The 20,092-nt window shown below is 64.4% G+C and carries 18 protein-coding genes, 1 other RNA gene and 1 pseudogene; 5 read left to right on the top strand and 15 right to left on the bottom strand.

The genetic code is table 11. The features are described 5' to 3' along the window. A pseudogene (locus B3547_RS04750) lies at nucleotides 1–366 on the top strand (ATP-dependent Clp protease ATP-binding subunit ClpX); the annotation flags it as partial. 87 nt (nucleotides 367–453) lie between these two features. Here B3547_RS04750 and B3547_RS04745 read toward each other — a convergent pair. From B3547_RS04745 to B3547_RS04725, 5 genes are all read right to left on the bottom strand, one after another. Next, the gene (locus tag B3547_RS04745) at nucleotides 454–1,401 is read right to left on the bottom strand and encodes a cation diffusion facilitator family transporter (protein ID WP_292960693.1); all 948 of its coding nucleotides are present in this window, start codon (nucleotides 1,399–1,401) and stop codon (nucleotides 454–456) included. 55 nt (nucleotides 1,402–1,456) lie between these two features. Next, nucleotides 1,457–1,881, bottom strand: an RNA gene (rnpB, locus tag B3547_RS04740) — RNase P RNA component class A. Nucleotides 1,882–1,888: 7 nt separating this feature from the next. Next, a complete protein-coding gene (locus B3547_RS04735; RefSeq protein ID WP_292960719.1) occupies nucleotides 1,889–2,593 on the bottom strand; it encodes an N-acetylmuramoyl-L-alanine amidase in 705 nt (234 codons plus the stop codon). 17 nt (nucleotides 2,594–2,610) lie between these two features. Beyond that, nucleotides 2,611–3,252: a histidine phosphotransferase family protein gene (locus B3547_RS04730; RefSeq protein ID WP_125954955.1), complete on the bottom strand. Its 642-nt coding sequence runs from the start codon at nucleotides 3,250–3,252 to the stop codon at nucleotides 2,611–2,613. A 159-nt stretch (nucleotides 3,253–3,411) separates the two neighbouring features. After that, complete coding sequence (locus B3547_RS04725) at nucleotides 3,412–3,822, bottom strand: M67 family metallopeptidase (RefSeq protein WP_349676474.1); 411 nt, start codon at nucleotides 3,820–3,822, stop codon at nucleotides 3,412–3,414. Between the two features lie 314 nt (nucleotides 3,823–4,136). Between B3547_RS04725 and B3547_RS04720 the strand changes: the two genes are divergently transcribed. Then, nucleotides 4,137–5,441: a UDP-glucose dehydrogenase family protein gene (locus B3547_RS04720; RefSeq protein WP_292960690.1), complete on the top strand. Its 1,305-nt coding sequence runs from the start codon at nucleotides 4,137–4,139 to the stop codon at nucleotides 5,439–5,441. A gap of 34 nt (nucleotides 5,442–5,475) precedes the next feature. On the opposite strand, the gene B3547_RS04715 is transcribed toward B3547_RS04720, so the two are convergent. After that, nucleotides 5,476–6,825, bottom strand: coding sequence for an HlyD family type I secretion periplasmic adaptor subunit (locus tag B3547_RS04715; protein WP_292960688.1), 1,350 nt, complete (start codon nucleotides 6,823–6,825; stop codon nucleotides 5,476–5,478). Next, on the bottom strand, nucleotides 6,822–8,636 hold the full coding sequence (locus tag B3547_RS04710; RefSeq protein WP_292960686.1) for a type I secretion system permease/ATPase: 1,815 nt from the start codon (nucleotides 8,634–8,636) through the stop codon (nucleotides 6,822–6,824). Before B3547_RS04710 ends, B3547_RS04715 begins: the two co-directional genes overlap by 4 nt. Nucleotides 8,637–8,897: 261 nt before the next feature. Between B3547_RS04710 and B3547_RS04705 the strand changes: the two genes are divergently transcribed. Beyond that, nucleotides 8,898–9,620: a class I SAM-dependent methyltransferase gene (locus B3547_RS04705; protein WP_292960684.1), complete on the top strand. Its 723-nt coding sequence runs from the start codon at nucleotides 8,898–8,900 to the stop codon at nucleotides 9,618–9,620. Nucleotides 9,621–9,657: 37 nt separating this feature from the next. On the opposite strand, the gene B3547_RS04700 is transcribed toward B3547_RS04705, so the two are convergent. Continuing rightward, complete coding sequence (locus B3547_RS04700; protein WP_292960715.1) at nucleotides 9,658–10,545, bottom strand: glycoside hydrolase family 5 protein; 888 nt, start codon at nucleotides 10,543–10,545, stop codon at nucleotides 9,658–9,660. A 346-nt stretch (nucleotides 10,546–10,891) separates the two neighbouring features. Here B3547_RS04700 and B3547_RS04695 point away from each other — a divergent pair, with 346 nt between their 5' ends. Continuing rightward, the gene (locus B3547_RS04695; protein WP_292960682.1) at nucleotides 10,892–11,941 is read left to right on the top strand and encodes a glycosyltransferase family 2 protein; all 1,050 of its coding nucleotides are present in this window, start codon (nucleotides 10,892–10,894) and stop codon (nucleotides 11,939–11,941) included. A 20-nt stretch (nucleotides 11,942–11,961) separates the two neighbouring features. Here B3547_RS04695 and B3547_RS04690 read toward each other — a convergent pair whose 3' ends face one another. From B3547_RS04690 to rfbC, 5 genes are all read right to left on the bottom strand, one after another. Then, nucleotides 11,962–12,954, bottom strand: coding sequence for an NAD-dependent epimerase/dehydratase family protein (locus B3547_RS04690; RefSeq protein WP_292960713.1), 993 nt, complete (start codon nucleotides 12,952–12,954; stop codon nucleotides 11,962–11,964). A 935-nt stretch (nucleotides 12,955–13,889) separates the two neighbouring features. Beyond that, on the bottom strand, nucleotides 13,890–14,753 hold the full coding sequence (rfbA, locus tag B3547_RS04685; protein WP_292960680.1) for a glucose-1-phosphate thymidylyltransferase RfbA: 864 nt from the start codon (nucleotides 14,751–14,753) through the stop codon (nucleotides 13,890–13,892). A 44-nt stretch (nucleotides 14,754–14,797) separates the two neighbouring features. Next, nucleotides 14,798–15,691, bottom strand: a complete 894-nt coding sequence (rfbD, locus tag B3547_RS04680; protein ID WP_292960678.1) for a dTDP-4-dehydrorhamnose reductase — start codon at nucleotides 15,689–15,691, stop codon at nucleotides 14,798–14,800. 2 nt (nucleotides 15,692–15,693) lie between these two features. Next, the gene (rfbB, locus tag B3547_RS04675; RefSeq protein ID WP_292960675.1) at nucleotides 15,694–16,764 is read right to left on the bottom strand and encodes a dTDP-glucose 4,6-dehydratase; all 1,071 of its coding nucleotides are present in this window, start codon (nucleotides 16,762–16,764) and stop codon (nucleotides 15,694–15,696) included. Then, nucleotides 16,761–17,459, bottom strand: a complete 699-nt coding sequence (rfbC, locus tag B3547_RS04670) for a dTDP-4-dehydrorhamnose 3,5-epimerase (RefSeq protein WP_349676473.1) — start codon at nucleotides 17,457–17,459, stop codon at nucleotides 16,761–16,763. Before rfbC ends, rfbB begins: the two co-directional genes overlap by 4 nt. Before the next feature lie 159 nt (nucleotides 17,460–17,618). Between rfbC and B3547_RS04665 the strand changes: the two genes are divergently transcribed. Then, nucleotides 17,619–18,320, top strand: coding sequence for a PEP-CTERM sorting domain-containing protein (locus B3547_RS04665; RefSeq protein ID WP_292960673.1), 702 nt, complete (start codon nucleotides 17,619–17,621; stop codon nucleotides 18,318–18,320). Between the two features lie 54 nt (nucleotides 18,321–18,374). Here the strand turns inward: B3547_RS04665 and B3547_RS04660 are convergent, their stop codons facing one another. Together B3547_RS04660 and B3547_RS04655 are read right to left on the bottom strand one after the other, a co-directional pair. Further along, the gene (locus tag B3547_RS04660; RefSeq protein ID WP_292960671.1) at nucleotides 18,375–18,911 is read right to left on the bottom strand and encodes a retropepsin-like aspartic protease family protein; all 537 of its coding nucleotides are present in this window, start codon (nucleotides 18,909–18,911) and stop codon (nucleotides 18,375–18,377) included. Nucleotides 18,912–18,981: 70 nt separating this feature from the next. After that, nucleotides 18,982–19,878, bottom strand: a complete 897-nt coding sequence (locus tag B3547_RS04655; protein ID WP_292960669.1) for a hypothetical protein — start codon at nucleotides 19,876–19,878, stop codon at nucleotides 18,982–18,984. Between the last annotated feature and the right edge of the window lie 214 nt (nucleotides 19,879–20,092).

The raw sequence follows: 20,092 nt of genomic DNA, 5'->3' as shown, positions 1-20,092 counted from the left end.
CTGATCCCCGAATTCGTCGGCCGTCTGCCGGTGATCGCCACGCTCAACGACCTCGATATCGAGGCGCTGGTGAAGATCCTGCGCGAACCCAAGAACGCGCTGGTCAAGCAGTACCAGCGCCTGTTCGAGCTGGAAGACGTGCAGCTTACCTTCACCGACGACGCGCTGGAAGCGATCGCCAAGAAGGCTATCGAGCGCAAGACCGGTGCGCGCGGCCTGCGGTCTATCGTCGAAGGGCTGCTGCTCGATACGATGTTCGACCTGCCCACGCTGGAAGGCGTGACCGAAGTGGTCGTCGACAAGGATGTCGTCGATGGCCGCAAGGAGCCGGTGCAGGTGCTCAAGGGCAAGGAGGAAGCGGCCTGACGGCCACGCTTCCCGTTCGCTGAACGTTTGAAGAGGCGGGTTTCCTTCGGGACGCCCGCCTTTTTCCATCAAGCGCCTCTTTCGCGTTCAGTCGCCGCCGCCTTGGCATCCATGCGCGCAATCCAGCATGGGCTGGGCTTCGATCTGGACGGTGGTGTGGCAGATCCGGAAATCGTGCTCCAGCTCTTGCGCCAGTTCGCGCAGGAAGCCGTCGCCGGGGTGGCCTTGCGGCATGACGAGATGGGCGGTCAGCGCGGTTTCGGTGGTGCTCATCGGCCAGATGTGCAGGTCGTGGACGGCGGTGACGCCCGGCTGGCCACACAGAAACGTGCGCACCGCGCCTTCGTCAATGCTGGCGGGCACGCCGTGCAGGCCCATCTTTACCGAATCGCGCAGCAGGTCCCAGGTACCAATGGCGATCACCGCCACGATGACGAGGCTGGTGACGGGATCGATCCAGGCAAATCCGGTCATCGTAATGAAGAATCCGGCCACGACGACGCCCGCCGAAACCGCCGCGTCGGCGGCCATGTGCAGGTACGCGCCGCGAATGTTGATGTCGTGCTTGCTGCCACGCATGAACATCAGCGCGGTGGCGGCGTTGATGACGATGCCGATCGCGGCGACGATCATAACCGGGCCGCCGGCCACCGGTTCCGGCTCGATCAGCCGCCGGATCGTTTCGACGACGATTGCCCCCAGCGCCACCAGCAGCAGCGAGGCATTGGCGAGGGCTGCCAGGATCGAGCTGGACTTGAAGCCATAGGTGAATCGGGCGGAGGGCGGCCGCGCGGTGAGCACGCTCGCGCCCCAGGCGATCACCAGGCCCAGCACGTCGGAAAGGTTGTGCCCGGCATCGGCCACCAGCGCCATCGATCCGGCGATGATGCCATAGGCCGCCTCGACCACGACGAAGCCCAGGTTGAGCACGATGCCGATCGCGAAGGCGCGGCCGAAGCTGGCGGGGGCGTGGTGATGCCCGTGCCCGTGGTCATGCCCATGGTGATCGTGATGGTGATGATGGCCGGCCGACATGACCGCCTCCTAGCCCGAACCGGGCCGGTAGGAAAACGCTTTGCGGTTACGATAATTTGCCAGGGGGCCTGTAAGCCGGGTTCTGTCCCGCCGACGGTATGCCATTCGGCACCGTATCGGCGGGGGCAGCCATTCCTCTCGGCGACACGTTGCCGTGCCGCTCCAGCAACCAACCCGGACATTGCAGGTCCGAAGACCTTGGCGCGAAACACGCCTGCCGGTTGCCCGGCGCGCCGTCCCTATTCGGTCTTGCTCCGGGTGGGGTTTGCCGTGCCGCTTCCGTTGCCGGTCGCGCGGTGCGCTCTTGCCGCACCCTTTCACCCTTGCCTGCGCCTTGCGACGCATAGGCGGTCTGCTCTCTGTGGCACTTTCCCTGACCCCCGCTTGCGCGGAAGCCGGCGGGCGTTACCCGCCACCCTGTTTCGTGGAGCCCGGACTTTCCTCGGCATCTTGCGATGACGCGGCTGCCCGGCCCCCTGGCAAGGGGTCACCTAGCATGGCCGAGGTCGCGTTCCAACAGCAGCTCGAACAGAAGGCCACCGATTTGTCCGTCGATCTCGCCGGTAATCTTGTGCGGGCGCCAGCGGCGCTGGAAGGCGCGCACGGCGGCGCGGCCGTCGGAGATGTCGTAGCCGAAGCGTTCGAGCGCGAGAAAGAATGCGCTGTCGTTGTCGTACAGCAGCCGCATCGTCGGCTTGGGGATGGGCAGCGCCAGGCGGTAACGCGCGAGCAGCGGCCAGTCGAACAGTTCGCCGGGATCGTCCTTGCGCGCCGGGGCGATGTCCGAATGGCCCACCACGTTGGCGCGGGGAATGTTGTGGCGTTTCACGATGTCCGCCAGCAGCGGGATCAGCGCTTCCATCTGCGCGTCGGGGAAGGGGCGATACCCCCATTCGTGCCCGGGATTGACCAGTTCGATGCCGATGCTGGCCGAATTGATGTCGGTGATTCCGCGCCAATAGGAACGCCCGGCGTGCCAGGCGCGCTTATCCTCGGGCACCAGCAGCGTGACGGTGCCGTCCTCGTCGACCATGTAGTGCGCGGAAACCTCGGCAGCGGGATCGCACATGCGCTCCAGCGCTTCGGCGGCGGTGCGCATCCCGGTGTAGTGGAGCACCACCATCGATACCGGCAGCTTGCGCTCGTTCCAGTTGGGCGAGGGAACCTCGCGATGGATCAGCCACCGGTTCATCGCCATGCCGGGCGCCTCTATGCTGCGGGCACCACCGCGCCCATCACCAGGGCGTCGTCGGAGAGGTGGTACTGCAAGCCGCCGCCCATGCTGGCGACAAGCTGGTGGAGCATGGTGGCAGGGGCGGTACGGCTGGAAAGCTCTTCCGCCCCGGCGCTGCCATCCAGCGCGCGGCCTATCGCGGGATCGAACGCGATGCGCTGGCCCGAGGCGCGCACCACGATCTCGCTCGTGCCGTCGCGCGGCTCCGCGCCGATATCGAGCGTGCCGCCGCGCACCAGCGAATCGAGCGCGATCAGCGAGAGGTTCAGCAGCACCTTCACCGCCGGCTTGGGCAGGCTGTCCCCGCCCAGCACCCAGTTCACCGTCACGCGGCCGTTGTTGCCGACCAGCGCATCGACCAGCGCCTTGGGTTCGGAAAGCGGCACCGAATCGCCGAACCCGCCGGCCGCGCCGAAGGCCAGCCGGAAGAAGCGCAGCTTGTCGGTGGAGATTTTCGCGCTCTGTTCCAGCAGTTCGAAGCAGCGCTTGCGCATCTCCGGGTCTTTTTCATCGGCCAGAAGCTCCAGCCCGTTGGAGAGCGCCCCCACCGGGCTGAGCATGTCGTGGCACAGCCGGGAGCAGAGCAGGCTGGCGAGTTCGAGTGCTTCGGTGGTCATGATCCGGCGCTTGCTTTCGGGAATGGAGTGTTCGGGGCTGGTGACGTTGACGAAGTTGACACGGTCCCGCGCGCGTGATCCGCCCGGGAGCGGGTTGGCCCGTAAAGCGGCGCTTGCGCGGTCCTCTCGGCGTATCGGTACGGCATCGTTGCCTCCGCCTTAACCTTCTACCGTGTCATAGGAAAGCGGTTCGAAACCGGATGGCGCATCCTTCCACAAGGTGATGCGCCCGCGCGCCACGATGGCCCAGACCCGACCGTCGCCGGCGGCGGAGGCCCGATCGGTGGCGGAAGGTCTGGCAAGGCCGTTCGGGTGCGAATGGAAATAGCCGATGATCTGCGGTCCTCCGGCACGGGCGGCACGATGCGCGGCGATCAGGCTTGCCGGCGCGATCTCGAAGTGCCGCGCCGGATCATCCGCGACGTTGGCGGTCTGGAGGACGGTTTGTACATGCAGGCCGACGCCCAGCAACAGGCCGCAGGCCTCGTGGGGAGCGGCGGCGTCCGCAGCCCGCAGCATTTCGGCCGCGGCCTCGCTGGACAGGGTGTGGGAAGGGTGCGCCAGGGGCAAGCGGTGAAGTCCTGTCGCGGTGGAGCGGCTATCCGGTAGCGACCCGCGCTTCGCCATCCGACATCGGGCGTGATACCCTGAATGCCTGGCACCTTTGAAGCCCGATGTCTTTGCGGATCACCGCACCGCGCTTGACCTGAACGCCGATCTGCCAGAAACAGGCTGGAAAAACCGATGTATAGTTAATAGCGCGCCAGCAATGTTGTCAATTTTGAGACAGCTGGCAGGGATGAGTTGCCTGAAAGATATTTCGTTGTCAGATAGCCGCTGCGCGCGGCTTTCTTGTGTTGCGCTATGGAAGGTGGTTTTCAGGCATGCAGATTACGATGATTGGATCGGGGTATGTGGGGCTCGTTTCGGGCGCCTGTTTTTCCGACTTCGGACATGACGTAATATGCGTCGACAAGGATCACGCGAAGATCGCCGCGCTCAAGGCTGGCAAGATTCCGATTTTCGAGCCGGGCCTGGATGAACTGGTGGCGCGCAACGTGCAGGCGGGGCGGCTTTCCTTCACCACCGATCTGGCCGAAGCCGCCGCCAGTGCCGATGCCATCTTCATCGCGGTCGGCACCCCTTCGCGGCGTGGCGATGGATATGCGGACCTTTCCTACGTCCACGCCGCCGCCGCCGAGATCGCCGAAGCCCTTCAGGGTTTCACGGTCATCGTCAACAAGTCGACGGTGCCGGTGGGCACGGGCGACGATGTCGAGCGGATCATCGCCAGGACCAACCCGAACGCGGAATTCGCCGTGGTGTCGAACCCCGAATTCCTGCGCGAAGGCGCGGCGATCGACGATTTCAAGCACCCTGACCGCATCGTGATCGGGGGCAGCGACGAACGCGGCATGCAGGTCATGCGCGAAGTCTATCGCCCGCTGTTCCTGGGCGGCAAATCGCCCATGGTGGAGATGAGCCGCCGTGGCGCGGAACTGACCAAGTACGCGGGCAATGCCTTCCTCGCCACCAAGATCACCTTCATCAACGAGATCGCCGATCTGTGCGAGAAGGTGGGCGCGGACGTGCGCGACGTGGCGCGCGGCATCGGGCTGGACAACCGGATCGGCAACAAGTTCCTCAACGCGGGGCCGGGGTATGGCGGCAGTTGCTTCCCCAAGGACACGATCGCCCTGCTCAAGACCGCGCAGGATTTCGAAGCGCCGCAACGCATCGTCGAGGCGGTTGTCGCGGTCAACGATCACCGCAAGCGCGCGATGGGCCGCAAGGTGATCGCCGCCGCCGGGGGTGACGTGCGCGGCAAGCGCATCGCGATCCTGGGCCTGACCTTCAAGCCCAACACCGACGACATGCGCGATTCGCCGTCCATTGCGATCATCCGGGCCTTGCAGGATGCGGGCGCCGAAGTGGCGGCCTGCGATCCCGAAGGCGTCGAGCAGGCGCGCGCGGTGCTGGACGGCGTCCAGTTCGTCGACAGCCCCTGGGAGGCGATCGAAGGCGCGGCGGCGGTCGTTATCGTGACCGAGTGGGACGCCTATCGCGCGCTCGATTTCCGGCGGATGAAGACGCTGCTGGCGCAGCCGGTGCTGGTCGATCTGCGCAACATCTACGATCGCGCCACCGCCGAAGCCGCTGGGCTGGAATACCACGCTGTCGGCCGGTAGGCGGCCGTGCCGGCTCGCCGTCCGTCCGCTTCCGTCAGTTGTCGCGGAAACTGCGCGAGAACTGGTCGCGCAGCGGTTTGGTGATGTACGACAGCATCGATCGCGAGCCGGTCTCGATGTAGATTTCGGCCGGCAGGCCGGGCTTGATCCGCGTGGCGGGCAGGCTCTTCATCGAGGCTGGATCGATCACGATGCGTACCGGGATGAAGCGGCGGCCGGTCTTGTCGTCGACCACCGGGTCCGCGCCCACATAGGATACGCAGCCGGTCAGTTCGGGCGTATGGGCAACGCTGAGCGCTGAAAAGCGCAGGCGCGCGCTTTGCCCCGGGCGGACCTGATCGAGATCGGACGGGCTGATGTTGCCCTCGATCACCAGATTTCCGCCATCGGGAACGATCACCATCAGCACTTCGGCGGGCCGGATCACACCGCCGATGGTCGCGACGGCAAGCTTGTCGACCACCCCGTCCTGCGTTGCGCGGATCACGGTGCGTTCCTGCGTATCGGTCGCGGCGATGCTGCGGACGCGCTGCTGGTTGAGCTGGGCGTTGATCGCGGCCAGCTGGGTGCCGGCATCGGTGCGCCGGGTATCGCCAAGCTGGATCATCTGCGCGCCGATTTCGGTCATGTGCGCGCGCGTCTGCGCGATCTGCGCCTGTAGCGAGGCCACGGAGCCGGTGATTTCGGCGGCCTGGCGTTCGACCTGGTTGTAGCGGGTGATCGTCACCAGCTTGCGGTCATAGAGCGACTGGATGCCCTTGCGCTCGTTCTCGATCAGCGCGGCCTGCTGGCGCAGCGACGCGATCTGGGACTGGTAGCCCGTGATCTGCTCGCGCGATTGGCTCATCCGCGCCTGCATCTGCGCGCCCAGCGTGGCGCGCTCGGCACGCCGTATCGCGAAGAGGCGCTGCTCCTCGGCCATGGCGCGTTGCGCGGATTCGTCCTGCCGTACGGCCAGCGCCGGCGGAAAGGTGATGCCGGCCGCTTCGTTCTGTTCCGCTTCCAGTCGCGCTTTCTGCGCCAGCATCTGGTCGAGGCTGAGCGCGGAATATTCGGCGTCGGCGCCGGTGACGCGGTCATCCAGGCGCAGCAGCACCTGTCCCTTGCGAACGTGCTGCCCGTTGCGGACCAGGATCTGCGCCACGGTGCCGCCGATGGGATGGGCGATCTGCTTGACCCGGGCTTCGACCCCGACTTCGCCGCCACCGATCACCGCGCCGCCGATCGGCACCAGTGCGGCGCAGGCCAGCAGCAGCGCGAGCAGCCCCGTCAGCAGCTTGACGACCAGTGGCAGATTGCCGGACAGTTGCGCGTCAGGATCGTAATGGTCGATGGAACCCAGCGCGGGGAACCGGGCGGCGGGTAGTGCTACCACCTGGGTCATGCTCCGTTGCTCCTTCCGCCGATGGCCGCGCGCGGCCCGGCCTGACTGGCCACGTTGGCGATCTTTTCGGCGATTCGCGCGCCCGCGTCGGCGCGATTGCCAAGATCGACCGGGCGCGCGGTCACGCGGCGAAGCACGTCCTCGCGCTGGCCGAAGGCTTCCATCCGGCCATCGCGCATGAACAGCATCAGGTTCACGTTGGACAGCGCGGAGGGGCGATGCGAAACGATCACCACGATCGCGCCGCGCAGCCGCGCCGCCACGATCGCGCGGCCCAGCGCGGCATCGCCTTGCGCATCGAGATTGGAGTTGGGTTCGTCCAGCAGCAGCAGGAACGGATCGCCATAGAGCGCCCGGGCCAGCGCGATGCGCTGTTGCTGGCCGCCGGAAAGCTGCTCGCCCGCCACGCCAACCCGCGTGTCGTAGCCGTCGGGCAGGCGCACGATCATGTCGTGAACCCCCGCGGCCTCGGCGGCGGCGATGATCGCTTCGGACGATGGATTGCTGGCGAAGCGCGAGATATTCTCGGCGATCGTGCCGCTGAACAGGTCGATGGTTTGCGGCAGGTAGCCTATCGATGCGCCGAGCAGGTCGTTCGGCCATTGGTCGAGTGTCGCGCCGTCAAGCCGGACGGTGCCGTGATCCGGCTTCCACAGGCCCAGCAGCGCGCGGACCAGAGAGGATTTGCCGGCGGCGCTGGGGCCTATGATGCCAAGGCCATCGCCCGCTTCCAGTTGAAACTCCAGTCCCTTTACCGTGTGACGTCCGCTTCCGGGCGGGCTGACGAAAAGCTGTTGCACCTGCAGTTCGCGTTGCGGCGCCGGTAGGACCGTCTGCGCGGATCGGGCGGGCGGAACGGCCGAGAGCAGCGTGCACAGGTTCCGCCAGCCAAGCCGCGCGGCGGCAAGCTGGCGCCAGTTGGCGATGGCCTGATCGACCGGGGCAAGCGCCCGCGCCGACAGCAGCGAGGAGGCGAAGATCACCCCGCCCGAGGCGCGGCCGTCGATCACCAGCAACGCGCCGACGGTCAGGATCAGCGACTGGAGCAGCATGCGCCCGATCTGGCTCGCGCCGCCCAGAAGGCCGACCCAGCGCCCGAGAGCGCGGTGTTCGGCAAGATACGCGCGGTTGGTCTGTTCCCAGCGATCCAGCATGCGATCGCGCATGCCCATCGCCGTGAGCGTTTCGACATGGCGCAATTGCAGCTCGGTCTGTGCGTTGCGGGCGGCGGAAAGCGCGGCGAGGCGGGCGGTCGGCTCCCGCGTTACCCTGTTGGCGACGACGGTGAGGCCCACGAGCAGAGCGCCGCCGATCAGCGCGGTCAGTCCGATCCAGGGGTGCAGCAGCATCAGGATGCCGATGAAGAAGGCTATCCATGGCAGGTCTATCAGCGTTGTCGGCCCTTTTCCGGACAGGAAGCTGCGGATGCTTTCCAGATCGCGCATCGGGCCAAGGCCGTCGCCAGGGGGCTGGGTGCCGTTGAGCGTGCTGTCGCCGATCGCGCGTTGCACCCGGTGCGACAGTGCCTTGTCGAAGCTGTTGGCGATATGGCTGAGGATGCGCGCGCGCAGGAAGTCGAAACCGCCCTGAAAGGCATAGACGACCACCAGCATGACCAGCAGTCCGAACAGCGTGGCAACGCTGTGGCTTGGCAGCACGGAATCGTAGACCAGCATCATGTAGATCGAGCCGCCCAGCACCAGCACGTTGAGCAGCGCGCTCAACAGCACGACCGTCAGAAACGGGCGGCGATAGCGCGAGACGATCTGGCGCATCTCGTCAGGCATCGAAAGCTTTTGGCTACGCAGCACGGAGGGCGCCCCTGGAAAACGAGAAGGTGTGGTAAACGCGAATGGACGGTCCGCAGGCGGACGCGCTGATGGCCTAGCGTGAAAGGGTTAAACTGTTCTTCATGGCGGGGCGATTCGGCCCGCATTTCCGGCCTTTTTGCTCGAAATCGAAACGAACGCCGGATTATGTCCATTTATGTCCTATTGTATCGACGGTGATGGTTGATCGCCCCATCCCTCTCTGCTCAGATCGCGGGGCGATTCCACAGGCAAGGGGGTGTGATGCGCGGCAAGAGGCTGATCCGGCGCCTTCTCGGCAAAGACGAAGCGCGCCGCCCCGCAAGGACGATCGAGGAGGGCCTGGAAAGTGCGCGCGCGGCCTGGAATCGGGAGATGCAGCCGTTCCGCAATCCGCTCGGGATCATTGATATTCCCGGCTATCCGCTGCTCGACAGCGTGCATATGGAAGGTTGCCAGTTCCTGCCGTCGCGCCGGTCGATCATCGAAAGGATGCCGGTCGGGGCTGTGGCGGCCGAGATCGGCGTGCAGACGGGGGCCTTCTCCCGTTTCATCCTTGATACCAACCGGCCGTCCGAACTTCGGCTGGTGGATATGGATCTGGCGACTTACGGCATCGATGCGATGTTCCGGGATGAAATCGGGCGCGGTATCGTCACCACGCACGAAGGGGACAGTTCGACGATCATCGCGTCGTTCCCCGACGCCCACTTCGATTACATGTATATCGACGCCGATCATGCCTATGAAGGCGTGAAGCGCGACATCGCGGCGGCAAAATCGAAGATCAAGCCCGGCGGCTATCTGCTGTTCAACGACTACACGTTCTGGTCGGCGGCGGAATGCATGCCTTATGGCGTGATTCATGCGGTGAATGAGCTGTGCATCGAGGATGGCTGGAAGCTCGTCTATTTCGCGTTCGGACAGATGAGCTACAACGATGTGGCCGTTCAGCGGATCGCGGACCTGCCGCAACCCGGCGGTTGAGGCCGGGCGGATCACGCCCCGCTTTTCAGCGGGCGGGTTACTTGCCGATCGTCGTCGCGATCACGCTGGTGATCTCCGTGATCCAGCCGCTGTCGGTCCTGAGATTGAACGTGTTGGTATAGGACCATGCGCAACTCTGGATGCCGATCGAGGCAAAGGCGTTGCTGACGGTGCCGTAGTACTTCGCCCGGTCGCTCGTCGCGATGTACTGGATCGCGCCATATTCCCCCACGAAGGGGACGCGCCCGGTGCGGGCGATGTAGTTCTTGACCAATTGCAGGTTCGCATCGAGTTGCGCGTAGTCCGCCGCGCTGCCGAACGTGGCACCCAGGGGCGGGGTCGGCGTGATGTACGTCGCGCCCTGGTGGGTGAAGTTGAACGGGTCGTAGTAGTGGAAGGTCGGCACCACATAGGGATCGTCGGGCATCTGCAAGGTGGCGAGCGATGAAACCTGCGAGGTGTTGCCTCCGCCGATGATGACCGGCCGGGTGAGATTGGTTTCGCGGATGGCGGCGAGCGCTGGGCGGTAGATGGTCAGCAGGTTGCTGTTGGTGAGATTGATGTTGGGCTCGTTCAGCAGTTCGAACCACACCGTGTCGGGCGCGCCGGCAAAGGTCTGCGCGATCTGGCGCCACATGGCGACGAAACGGTCGGTGTTGGCGGTCGGACTGGTGTTGATCTCGTCATAATGATGCATGTCGATGATGACATTGAGACCCGCGCCGGTGGCGAGCGAAACGACCTGCTGGACGCGGGCCATGAAGGTCGCATCGATCTGGTAGGGCGCCGTTGTGCCCGCATGGCCGGAGAAACGGACTGGCAGGCGGACGGTGTCGAAGCCGCCCGCCTTGATGAAGGGGAAGTCGGAATCCAGAATCTTGCGGCCGAGATCGCCTTCGTTGGGGGCATCGAGCTGATTGCCCATGTTCACGCATTTTCCGACCGGCAAGGTCGGTCCGACGGTTGACCGGGCGGCGAGGGCAGGGGCGTAGGGGAATGTGGGCGTCGGGGTTGGCGTCGGGGCCGGCGTGGGCGTGGGGGTCGGCGCCGGTGCCGGCGTCGATACAGTGGGTGCGGACGATGCGCCGCCACCGCCGCAGGCGGCCAGCACGAGAATGAGGGCGAGGGATCCGAAGCTCTCTTTGCGCATGTGTGTTCCATGATGGATTCGACAGGCATGGAAAAGAGGCAATGACGATCTGCAACAGTAAAACCGTGGATGATTTGATTCGCTGGACTTTGGGCAATCGTTGCCGCACGGTTCGTTCATCATGAAGCCGCTGATTTCGGTCATCATTCCCGCTTACAATGCCCACAGCACGATTGCCGCGACCATCGCGTCGGTTCAGCGGCAGAGCTGTTCCGATCTGGAGATCATCGTCGTCGACGATGGCTCAAGCGATGCGACGCCGGACATCGTGCGCGGGTTGCAGGGACAGGATTCGCGCCTCGGATTGATCCGGCAGGAAAATGGCGGCGTTTCGCGGGCGCGCAATGCGGGGATCGCGGTGGCGCGGGGGCGCTATGTCGCGCTGCTCGACGGGGACGATATCTGGCATCCACAGAAGCTCGAACGGCAGGTGGCGCGTTTCGACGCGGCGCCGGGCGGGGTCGGGCTGGTCTATTGCTGGTACCGGCGCATCGATGCGGATGACCGGGTCTATCCCAATTCCCCTGCCGCCCGCGTCGAAGGCCGGGTCTATCACCGACATCTCGAATGGAATTTCGTCTCGAATGGCAGCACGCCGATGGTTCCGACGGACCTGGCGCGCGCGGTCGGGTTCGAAACCGCCCTGCACGATGCAACGGGGCAGGGGTGCGAGGATTATCTGTTCCAGCTTCGGGTCGCCCGAACCCACCGCTTCGCGTGCGTGCCGGCCTACCTCACCGGCTATCGGCGGGTGGACGGCAGTCTTTCCCGCGACATCGAGGGCATGATCCGCTGGCACCTGAAGATGTACGATCTGATCCTTGCGGACGGGGGTGGGCACGGGCCTGCCGGCGGGATCGTGGCGCGGCGGCAGGCGCAACTGCTGGTGGAACTGGCGCGCAACAGGCTGCGGCGTGGGCATCTGGCCGAAGCGGCGGGGCACTTGCTGCGCGCGTTGCGCTATGCGCCCGCAAGCGTTCCACCCTTTGTGGCGATGGAGTTGCGCGCCGCGTGGAGGCGCTTGACCCCCGCTCCGCTGCCCCTCGCGCCGGGGCGGGATTTCCTCAGCTACGGGATCGAGGAGCCGGACGGGACCTGGGCGCCATCGCGGTCAGCCGCCTATCTGGCGCGGCTCGAGCGGTGGGATGGCGCCATGGAAACGGCTGGCTGAAGACGGGGCGCGGTGCGCCGTCAGCTTTCCAGTCGCACCGGTGAAGGCGCGTCGGTCTGCGCGCCCTTGAGCACGACGGCTTCCCGGAACCACTCGAGGGTGCGGCGCACGCCTTCCTCGTAGGTGATGTTCGCCTCCCAGCCGGGCAGAACCTTGCGGCACAGCGTCAGGTCGGGACGGCGGTTGGTCGGGTCCTGCGGGATCGGCGGGCACAGCTTGAGCCGGGCACCGGGAACGAGCGACACGATATGCCGTGCCACGTCGATCACCGGGATCTCGCGGTCGTTACCGACGTTGAGCGGGCCGCAATAATCGACGTTGTCGAGCCAGAAATACCGTTCCAGCGCGCTGACGATGTCATCGACATAGCCCCAGCTGCGCGACTGCAAGCCATCGCCATAGATGGTGAGTTCGCCGGTCGTGAGCGCCTGGCTGAGGAAGTTCGATACCGCGCGGCCATCATCGGGGCGCGTGCGCGTGCCATAGACGTTGAACAGGCGGACGATGCGGATATCGATGCCCGCCGTGCGATGCAGCTCGAACAACAGCGATTCGGTGCAGCGCTTGCTCTCGTCGTAGGAAGATCGCGGACCGGTGCAATCGACCTGGCCGCGATAGCTTTCCGGTTGCGGGCTGATCAGGGGATCGCCGTAGACTTCCGAGGTCGAGGCGAAGCTGATTCGGCCGCCTGGGTTGAGCATCTCCACCAGATTCAGCGCGCCAACCAGGTTCGCCTTGATCGTGCGGGCGGGCTCCCGCATGTACCAGGGAGGCGAGGCCGGCGAAGCGAGGTGAATGATCTCGTCGAACTTTTCCGCAGTTGCGAACGTTTCCACATCGGCCTGGACCAGATGAACGCGCGGATCGGTTACGTGTGCGAGATTCTCCCGGAGACCGGTCCAGAAGTTATCGACGATGACGAGGGTTTCCATGTCATTGCGCCGCACCAGGCGGTCAACAATATGCGACCCGATAAAGCCCGCACCCCCCGAGACAAGTACCTTCTTCGCCATAGCAATGAGCAACATGCCCTTCTGAATTTGCGGGTTCGATTATCCAATAATCGGAACCGGTTAAATTTTTCGCACCGATCAGGAGGGAAAACAATCCGAATAATCGGGTGTCAGGCCGTGCATGACAGCATCACCCGGCATTGCTCTGGCCGATTGCACCAAGTGCCGGTGTTTGCCGGATGCGTGGCGCGAGTTGCCCGTGTATTGCCGGATGCTCTTGGCAAAAAGTTGTTTCACCCCCGTGAACAGAAGGCGACTATATCTCATTTTTCGCAAATGCAAAAAAGAATCGGCGCCGCTTCCGGAATTGTACATAAACAGGACAGGGCACGATCTAGGGTAATGCGCGCGCGTTGGCAGGATACATCCAAAGCTAGAACCAAGTCACGGGCGTAAGAGTTACGCGGCCGCGGCGTTAACTTGCCGCATTCAGCCGTGGTATCCGGATGGGATGACCGCTATTCGGGGGCGCCGGCAAGGGGCGAAAAGCAAGGAGGGCAGGGGGAGCGGACTGGCCTGAAATCCCCACACCCGTTCGTCCTTCGACAGGCTCAGGACGAGCGGAGTTTCTGGTGTCCGATGCCGGCTATCGCGTCGTGTGTAGAATAGCCGCTTCGGCGGGAATGGCGGGGGGAGCGGTTGTTGGCACTGCGCGCTGAGCGTCTGGGATTGGGCGACAACCGTCGAGACCCCTTCAATCCTCTCCATCCTCCTCGTCATGCCAGCGTAGGCTGGCATCTCTGGCCTCAAGCAATCCGGCATGAGATCCCGGCCTTCGCCGGGATGACGGGATGACAGGATTTCCAGCGACGGGTTTTTGGCGCTTGCAGCCACACGGCTGATGACATTTTCCGCATCGTATCCGGACTGGCTGTTCCGACGCAAAGATGTCGGATAGGCGCCGCCCTGGCCACGTCGAAATTTGTCCACGCCGCCTACGAAGCGATCGCCCGGACATAGCTGGCGTAAGCGCCCTTGCCGAGCGCATCGGCACAGCGAACAAGTCCGTCCGCATCGATAAAGCCTTGGCGATAGGCAATTTCCTCGGGGCAGCAGATCTTGAAACCCTGGCGCTTTTCCAGCGTGCCGACAAATTCCGCGGCTTCCAGCAGGCTGTCGGGCGTGCCGGTATCGAGCCAGGCATAGCCGCGCCCCATCAGTTCGACATTCAACTGCCCCCGCTCCAGATAGATGCGGTTGACATCGGTGATTTCGAGTTCGCCGCGCGGCGAAGGCTTGAGATTGGCGGCGATGTCCACCACCTGGCTGTCATAGAAATAAAGCCCGGTTACCGCCCAGTTCGACTTGGGCACCACCGGCTTTTCCTCGATCGAGAGCGCGCGCATGGCGCCGTCGAACTCGACCACGCCATAGCGTTCGGGATCGGCGACATGATAGGCGAAGACCGTTGCGCCGGCATCGCGCGCCGTTGCCGAGGCCAGCAGTTCGGTCAGGCCGTGGCCGAAATAGATGTTGTCGCCCAGGATCAGGCAGGACGGTTCCCCGCCGACGAAATCCGCGCCGATGATATAGGCTTGCGCCAGCCCGCCGGGGTCAGGCTGCACCGCGTATTCGATCCGCATGCCCCATTGCGATCCGTCGCCCAGCAGCTTGCGGAATGCGGCGTTGTCATGCGGCGTGGTAATGATGAGCACTTCGCGAATGCCAGCCAGCATCAGCGTGCTGAGCGGGTAGTAGATCATCGGCTTGTCGTAGACCGGCAGAAGCTGCTTCGACACCGACATGGTGATCGGATAGAGGCGCGTGCCGCTGCCGCCGGCCAGGATGATCCCCTTCATGCCTTCATTCGCTCCTTTGTAGTGTCATCGGTGGACCGCCGCGATCAGGCGGTCGCGGATTCGCTGACGAGCCGCGCGATCACCGTCCGTGCGGAATCGCGCCAGAATGGCAAGGCAACTCCGTGAACCCTGGCCAGTTTGCCGCAATCCAGCCGCGAATTGGCCGGGCGTTCCGTGGGAGTCGGAAACTCCGCCGTGCTGATTCTGCGCACCCTGGCCGATGGGCCGCCTGCTTCGGCCGAAAGCGCGAAAATCGCTTCGGCGAAATCCGCCCAGCTCGCCTCGCCCTGGCTGCTCAGGTGGAACGTGCCGCGCAGCGCCGGATCGGCCTTTCCGACAAGATTGCGCGCCACCGCCGCTATGCCATCGGCAATGTCGCCAGCGCTGGTCGGGTTGCCGATCTGGTCCTCAACGACTTTTATTTCTTCCATCTCGCGCGCCAGCCGCAGCATGGTCTTGGCAAAGTTGGAGCCGAACGGGCTGTATATCCACGCCGTGCGCAGGATGGCGTGATTGGCCGTGGCGGCCGCGACTGCGCGTTCCCCGGCCAGCTTGGTGCGGCCATAGACGCCCAGCGGGTCGGCCATGTCGTCCTCCCGCCAGGGGCGGTCGGACCGCCCGTTGAAGACATAGTCGGTGGAAAGGTGGATGACCGGCACGTTCAGCCGGGCCGCTTCCGCGGCGACGGCCGCCGCCCCGATGCAGTTGACCGCCTGCGCCAGTTCCGGTTCCGCTTCCGCCTGGTTGACGGCGGTATAGGCGGCGGCAGAGACGATCGCATCCGGGCGCAGCGCATCGAACGCGCCGGTGATGGTTGCGGCATCGGCCAGATCGATTTGCGGCCGCCCGATCGGAATCACGTCCACTTTCAAGTCGTGCGCCCGTTCCAACATGGCCCGGACAACTTGTCCATGCAGTCCTGTAACAGCGAGGCGCATCGTCAGGCGGCATCCTGCTTGGTCTGATCGAGAACGCCCAGCCGCTCACCGTCATAGCGGGTGCTGAGCGGCCGCCACCACCATTCGTTGTCGAGATACCACTGGATCGTCTTTTCGATGCCGCTGTCGAAATTCTCCTGCGCGCGCCAGCACAGTTCGGTTTCTAGCCTGGTGGCGTCGATCGCATAGCGTGCGTCGTGGCCGGGGCGGTCGGTCACGAACTCGATCAGCTCCGCGCGGGGGCGATTGGCCGGCACCAGCCGGTCGAGCACGGCGCAGATGCGGTGTACCACGTCGATGTTCCGACGTTCATTGCGGCCGCCGACGTTGTAGGTTTCGCCGATCCGGCCCTTTTCGACGATGGTGTCAAGCGCCCGGGCGTGATCCTCGACGTAGAGCCAGTCGCGGACATTCTCGCCGGTCCCGTACACGGGAAGGGGGCGCCCATGCAGCGCGTTGAGGATGGTGAGCGGGATCAGCTTTTCCGGGAAGTGGAAAGGCCCGTAGTTGTTCGAGCAGTTGGAGACCACGACGGGCAGGCCATATGTCCGCTGCCAGGCCTTGGCGAGATGATCGGAGGCGGCCTTCGATGCGGAATAGGGCGAACTCGGATCGTAGGGCGTGGATTCCTCGAACAGCCCTTCGTCGCCAAGCGAGCCATAGACTTCGTCGGTCGAGACATGGAGGAAGCGGAAGGAATCGCGCTCTGGCGCGGGAAGCGATGTCCAGAAGGCCCGCGCCGCCTCGAGCAGCGTGAACGTGCCCATCACATTGGTCTGGATGAAATCCGCCGCGCCGGTGATCGACCGATCGACGTGGCTTTCGGCGGCAAGATGCATGATCCGGTCCGGGCGGAAGCTGGCAATCGCATCGCGCATGGCTTCGGCGTCGCAGATGTCCGCCTGCCGGAAGCGATATAGCGGGTTCCCCTCCACCGGCTTCAGCGAAGCGAGGTTGCCGGCATAGGTGAGCTTGTCGATGTTCAGGACCTCGAAGCCGCGCTCGAGCACCAGATGGCGGACAAGCGCCGAACCGATGAAACCGGCGCCGCCGGTTACGATCACGCGCGTCATCGGGCTTCTCCTTGATAATCGAAGTAATGCGGCAATGCGCTGAGGGTCGGTTGTGTCTGATCCTTCGCGGACAGGGTTCCGGCGTCGGCCTCCGCGGGCCAGGCGATGCCGATGTCCGGATCGTTCCAGGACAGGCCGAGATCGTGGTCGCGGTTGTAGTAGCCGGTGACTTTGTAGGACACGATGCAATCGGGCGCGAGCGTGCAAAAGCCGTGCGCGAAGCCTTCGGGAATCCACAACTGGTTGCAGCTTTCCGCGCTCAGGGTCACGCCCGCCCACTGGCCGAAGGTCGGCGATCCCTTGCGGATATCGACCGCGACATCGAAGATCGCGCCCTGAACGCAACGCACCAGTTTGCCCTGGGCGTGGGGGTGCGATTGGAAATGCAGGCCGCGAATTGTTCCCACCGCACTGCTGAGCGACTGGTTCTCCTGAACAAAATCGACGTCCGCGACGTGTGCGTCAAACCAGTTCTGGCGGAATGTTTCGGCAAAGTAGCCACGCGCGTCACCCAGCAGCTTCGGCTGGATTTCCACGAGACCGTCGATTGGTAATGGCTTTGTTTCCACCGAACTGTGCCGCTTCTTCTTGAGGATTTCACGATGGGCAAAGGGTAGGCGGGATGTCCGTTGATTTCCAGTTCTGTTTTGCAGCGCAAAAAAACGCCGTGCGGGAAAAGCGACGAAATGGGGCAATAGCGAGGTTGACTGTCCCGGAGTCGGGCAACATTCAGGAGACCTGTCTCAAAACCGGGCGGGTGCGTGATGAAATGATTCGCCTTTGAGGGGAAGTTTCTTTAAAAACCGACGTTTCAGGGGTTGGGGCGTGTCCAAGCGGGAATTAGGGGAATTGTCGTGATCTCTGGCGGAATCAATGGAAAGAGCGAGCTGCGCCGGCAGCGCTGGACTTATGCGATCATCGCATTGACGGTGTTCGGCGCGGCTTCGGGCAACAGCCTTGTCCGCGCCATGTTCATTCCCGGAGATGTGGCGGCGGCTGTCACGCAGAATCCGGCCGCTCTCGCTGCGCTCGCGAACAGCGGGTTCGGCAATCTTGCCGCACCCGTGAACCGTCCCGTCGGGCTTGGCACCGGCAACCTGTTGAACGGCCGCACGGCTCCGGTTGGCGCAGCGCCGGCCACGGGCAATTTCGTGGCTCCTGGCCCGGTTGGAAATCAGGGCACGCCGGGGGCTGGCAATCCCCAGGTTGCCGGCCTTGCTCCGCAAACGGCGGGAACGGCGCCGGGCGTGACCGGTGGTTCAACCCCCGGTGCGGGCAGCCCTGGTGCGGCAGCGCCCGCTAATTTCAGCACTCCCGGTATTGGCGGGACAGCGCCGACCGGGCCGGACATCGTGGCGGGTAGCAATCCGACCACACCGCCGACTACAACGCCCACAACGCCGCCAACTACCACGCCGACCGATCCCGGCACTCCCACCACGCCAGCCGAACCGCTGCCGGAACCCGAGACGTGGGCCATGATGCTGGCGGGGATGGGCATTGCCGGCTGGGTTGCGCGCCGCAAGCAGCGCAAGGCCGCCGTGGCGCGGGCCTGATCCGATCGGGAGCGTTCTGGCGGATCATTGCTGAAACGGTTCGGTCGATCCGACTTAGCGTAGTGTCATCACGTCCTTGTCGAACGTGATCGGGCCGAGCTTCGACAGCGCGTTCTGCCCCAGCAGCGACACGTTGATGCCGGTGCTCAGAACCGCGACACGAATGGGCGGCAGCTTACGGCCGGCGATGACGAGCCCGTCGAGCTGCCCCTGGCGGGCGCTGGCCTGGCCGCCGACCGTGGAAAGACTGCTTTCGCCGGTCTCCGCATCAAGGCTGGCCGCTACCAGCGCGGCGTCCTGTTCCGTCAGGACGGTGACGCTTGCCCCGGTATCGACCAGGAAGCGCACCGGTTTTCCATCGATCATGCAGGTGATGTAGAACATGCCGTCGGTCGACCGCGTGACCTTGCGTCCGCTGGTGGAGGGACTGGCGAATGAGGCGACCACTGGCTCCATGACTGCGCGGGCCGCCGGTTCCATCGGTGCCGGAGCTGAGTCGCCGGGTTCACCGTGAACAAGGCCAACCACGCCGACGGCGAAAGCCATCAGCGAGCCGGCCAGGCAGGAGTGAAGGTCGAGCGACGCGAACATACCTGGCTTTTCGCATGTCGCATCTCAACAGACGGTAGGCCGGTCTGGTTAACCGCAGTTTTACCTTTGCTTATTTCGTTGCGGTCAGGGAATCGGCGGGTGCGTTCTGCCCGGCCAGCTTGCGAACGTGGCGCCGTTGCACCAGAGCGAGCAGGAAAAGCACTACGGCGATGCAGCCGGTCTGGAAGGCCGCCAGATAGTAGGGGCGGCGCATCGTGCCCTGGTAGCGATAGAGCACATAGGGCTTTGCGGCCATGGCAACGCCGGCGTTCCGGTACAGGGTCTCGATCGCACCGGGCAATGCATCATGCATCAGAATGCCCGAAACGCTCATCACCGGATCGCCGGGGCGATCGCCGGTGCCTTCATACGGAGCGAGTTGGACGAAGTATTGCACAGGACCTTCGCCGCTTGCCGGAAGCATGGGCGCGAAGCGTGCCTGCTTGTCCGTCAGGATCAGATCCTGTCCCAGCGTTGCCGTGCGTTCGAACACGACGCGGCCGGTCAGGCGCGCGGAACCGTTCGACGGTTGAGTCGAACCCGGCGCCCCGACCGTGATTTCCTGCTGCTGTCCGCCCGACCCCGGCAGTGTCAGAATCCCGGCGAGCGAAACGAGCGAGGCGATAGCGAAGCCCGACGCCAGATAGGTGAGAATGCGGCCGAAGCGGATGGACTTGGCCAGGAGCCTGTCCTGTTCTTCGGCCGTGGTGAGCTCGTGATCTTCCTCTTTGCGGCGCGCGCCCAGCACAACGGCGACAAGGCCGGGAACGGCAAAGAGCAGCGCCAGCGCCAGGAAGGTAACGGCTGGCCAGCTCTGCCGAAAACTGCCGAACTGCCATTCCGAAAGACGGGCGAACAGACCGGTATAGCTCCAGGCTTCCCACAGGAAGTAAACGACGGCCAGCGCCACCCAGGCCACGCCCACGGGGCGAAGCCAGGCCTGCTTCTTCTCTGGCTCACCTTTCATGGCGGCCCCGCTCCCCGTCACAGTCGCCACATTCGGCCTCCCGCAGATTAAGTCATTCCAATGACTGTGTATCACGAACTTCGCATCAGCGACAATCGGCGGGAACACCCCGTCGTTCCGTGATGCATTTTTGTCGTTGCAAGCGACCCTGTACGGTCCTTTTAACCCCTAGTGATGCCTGTTACACAAGCCATCGTGAGCCTGGCACCATCCA

The sequence above is a fragment of the Novosphingobium sp. UBA1939 genome (assembly GCF_002336885.1).
GTDB lineage: Bacteria > Pseudomonadota > Alphaproteobacteria > Sphingomonadales > Sphingomonadaceae > Novosphingobium.
Note: the sequence above shows the minus strand (reverse complement) of the source record. Positions and strands in the feature narration are given on the sequence as shown.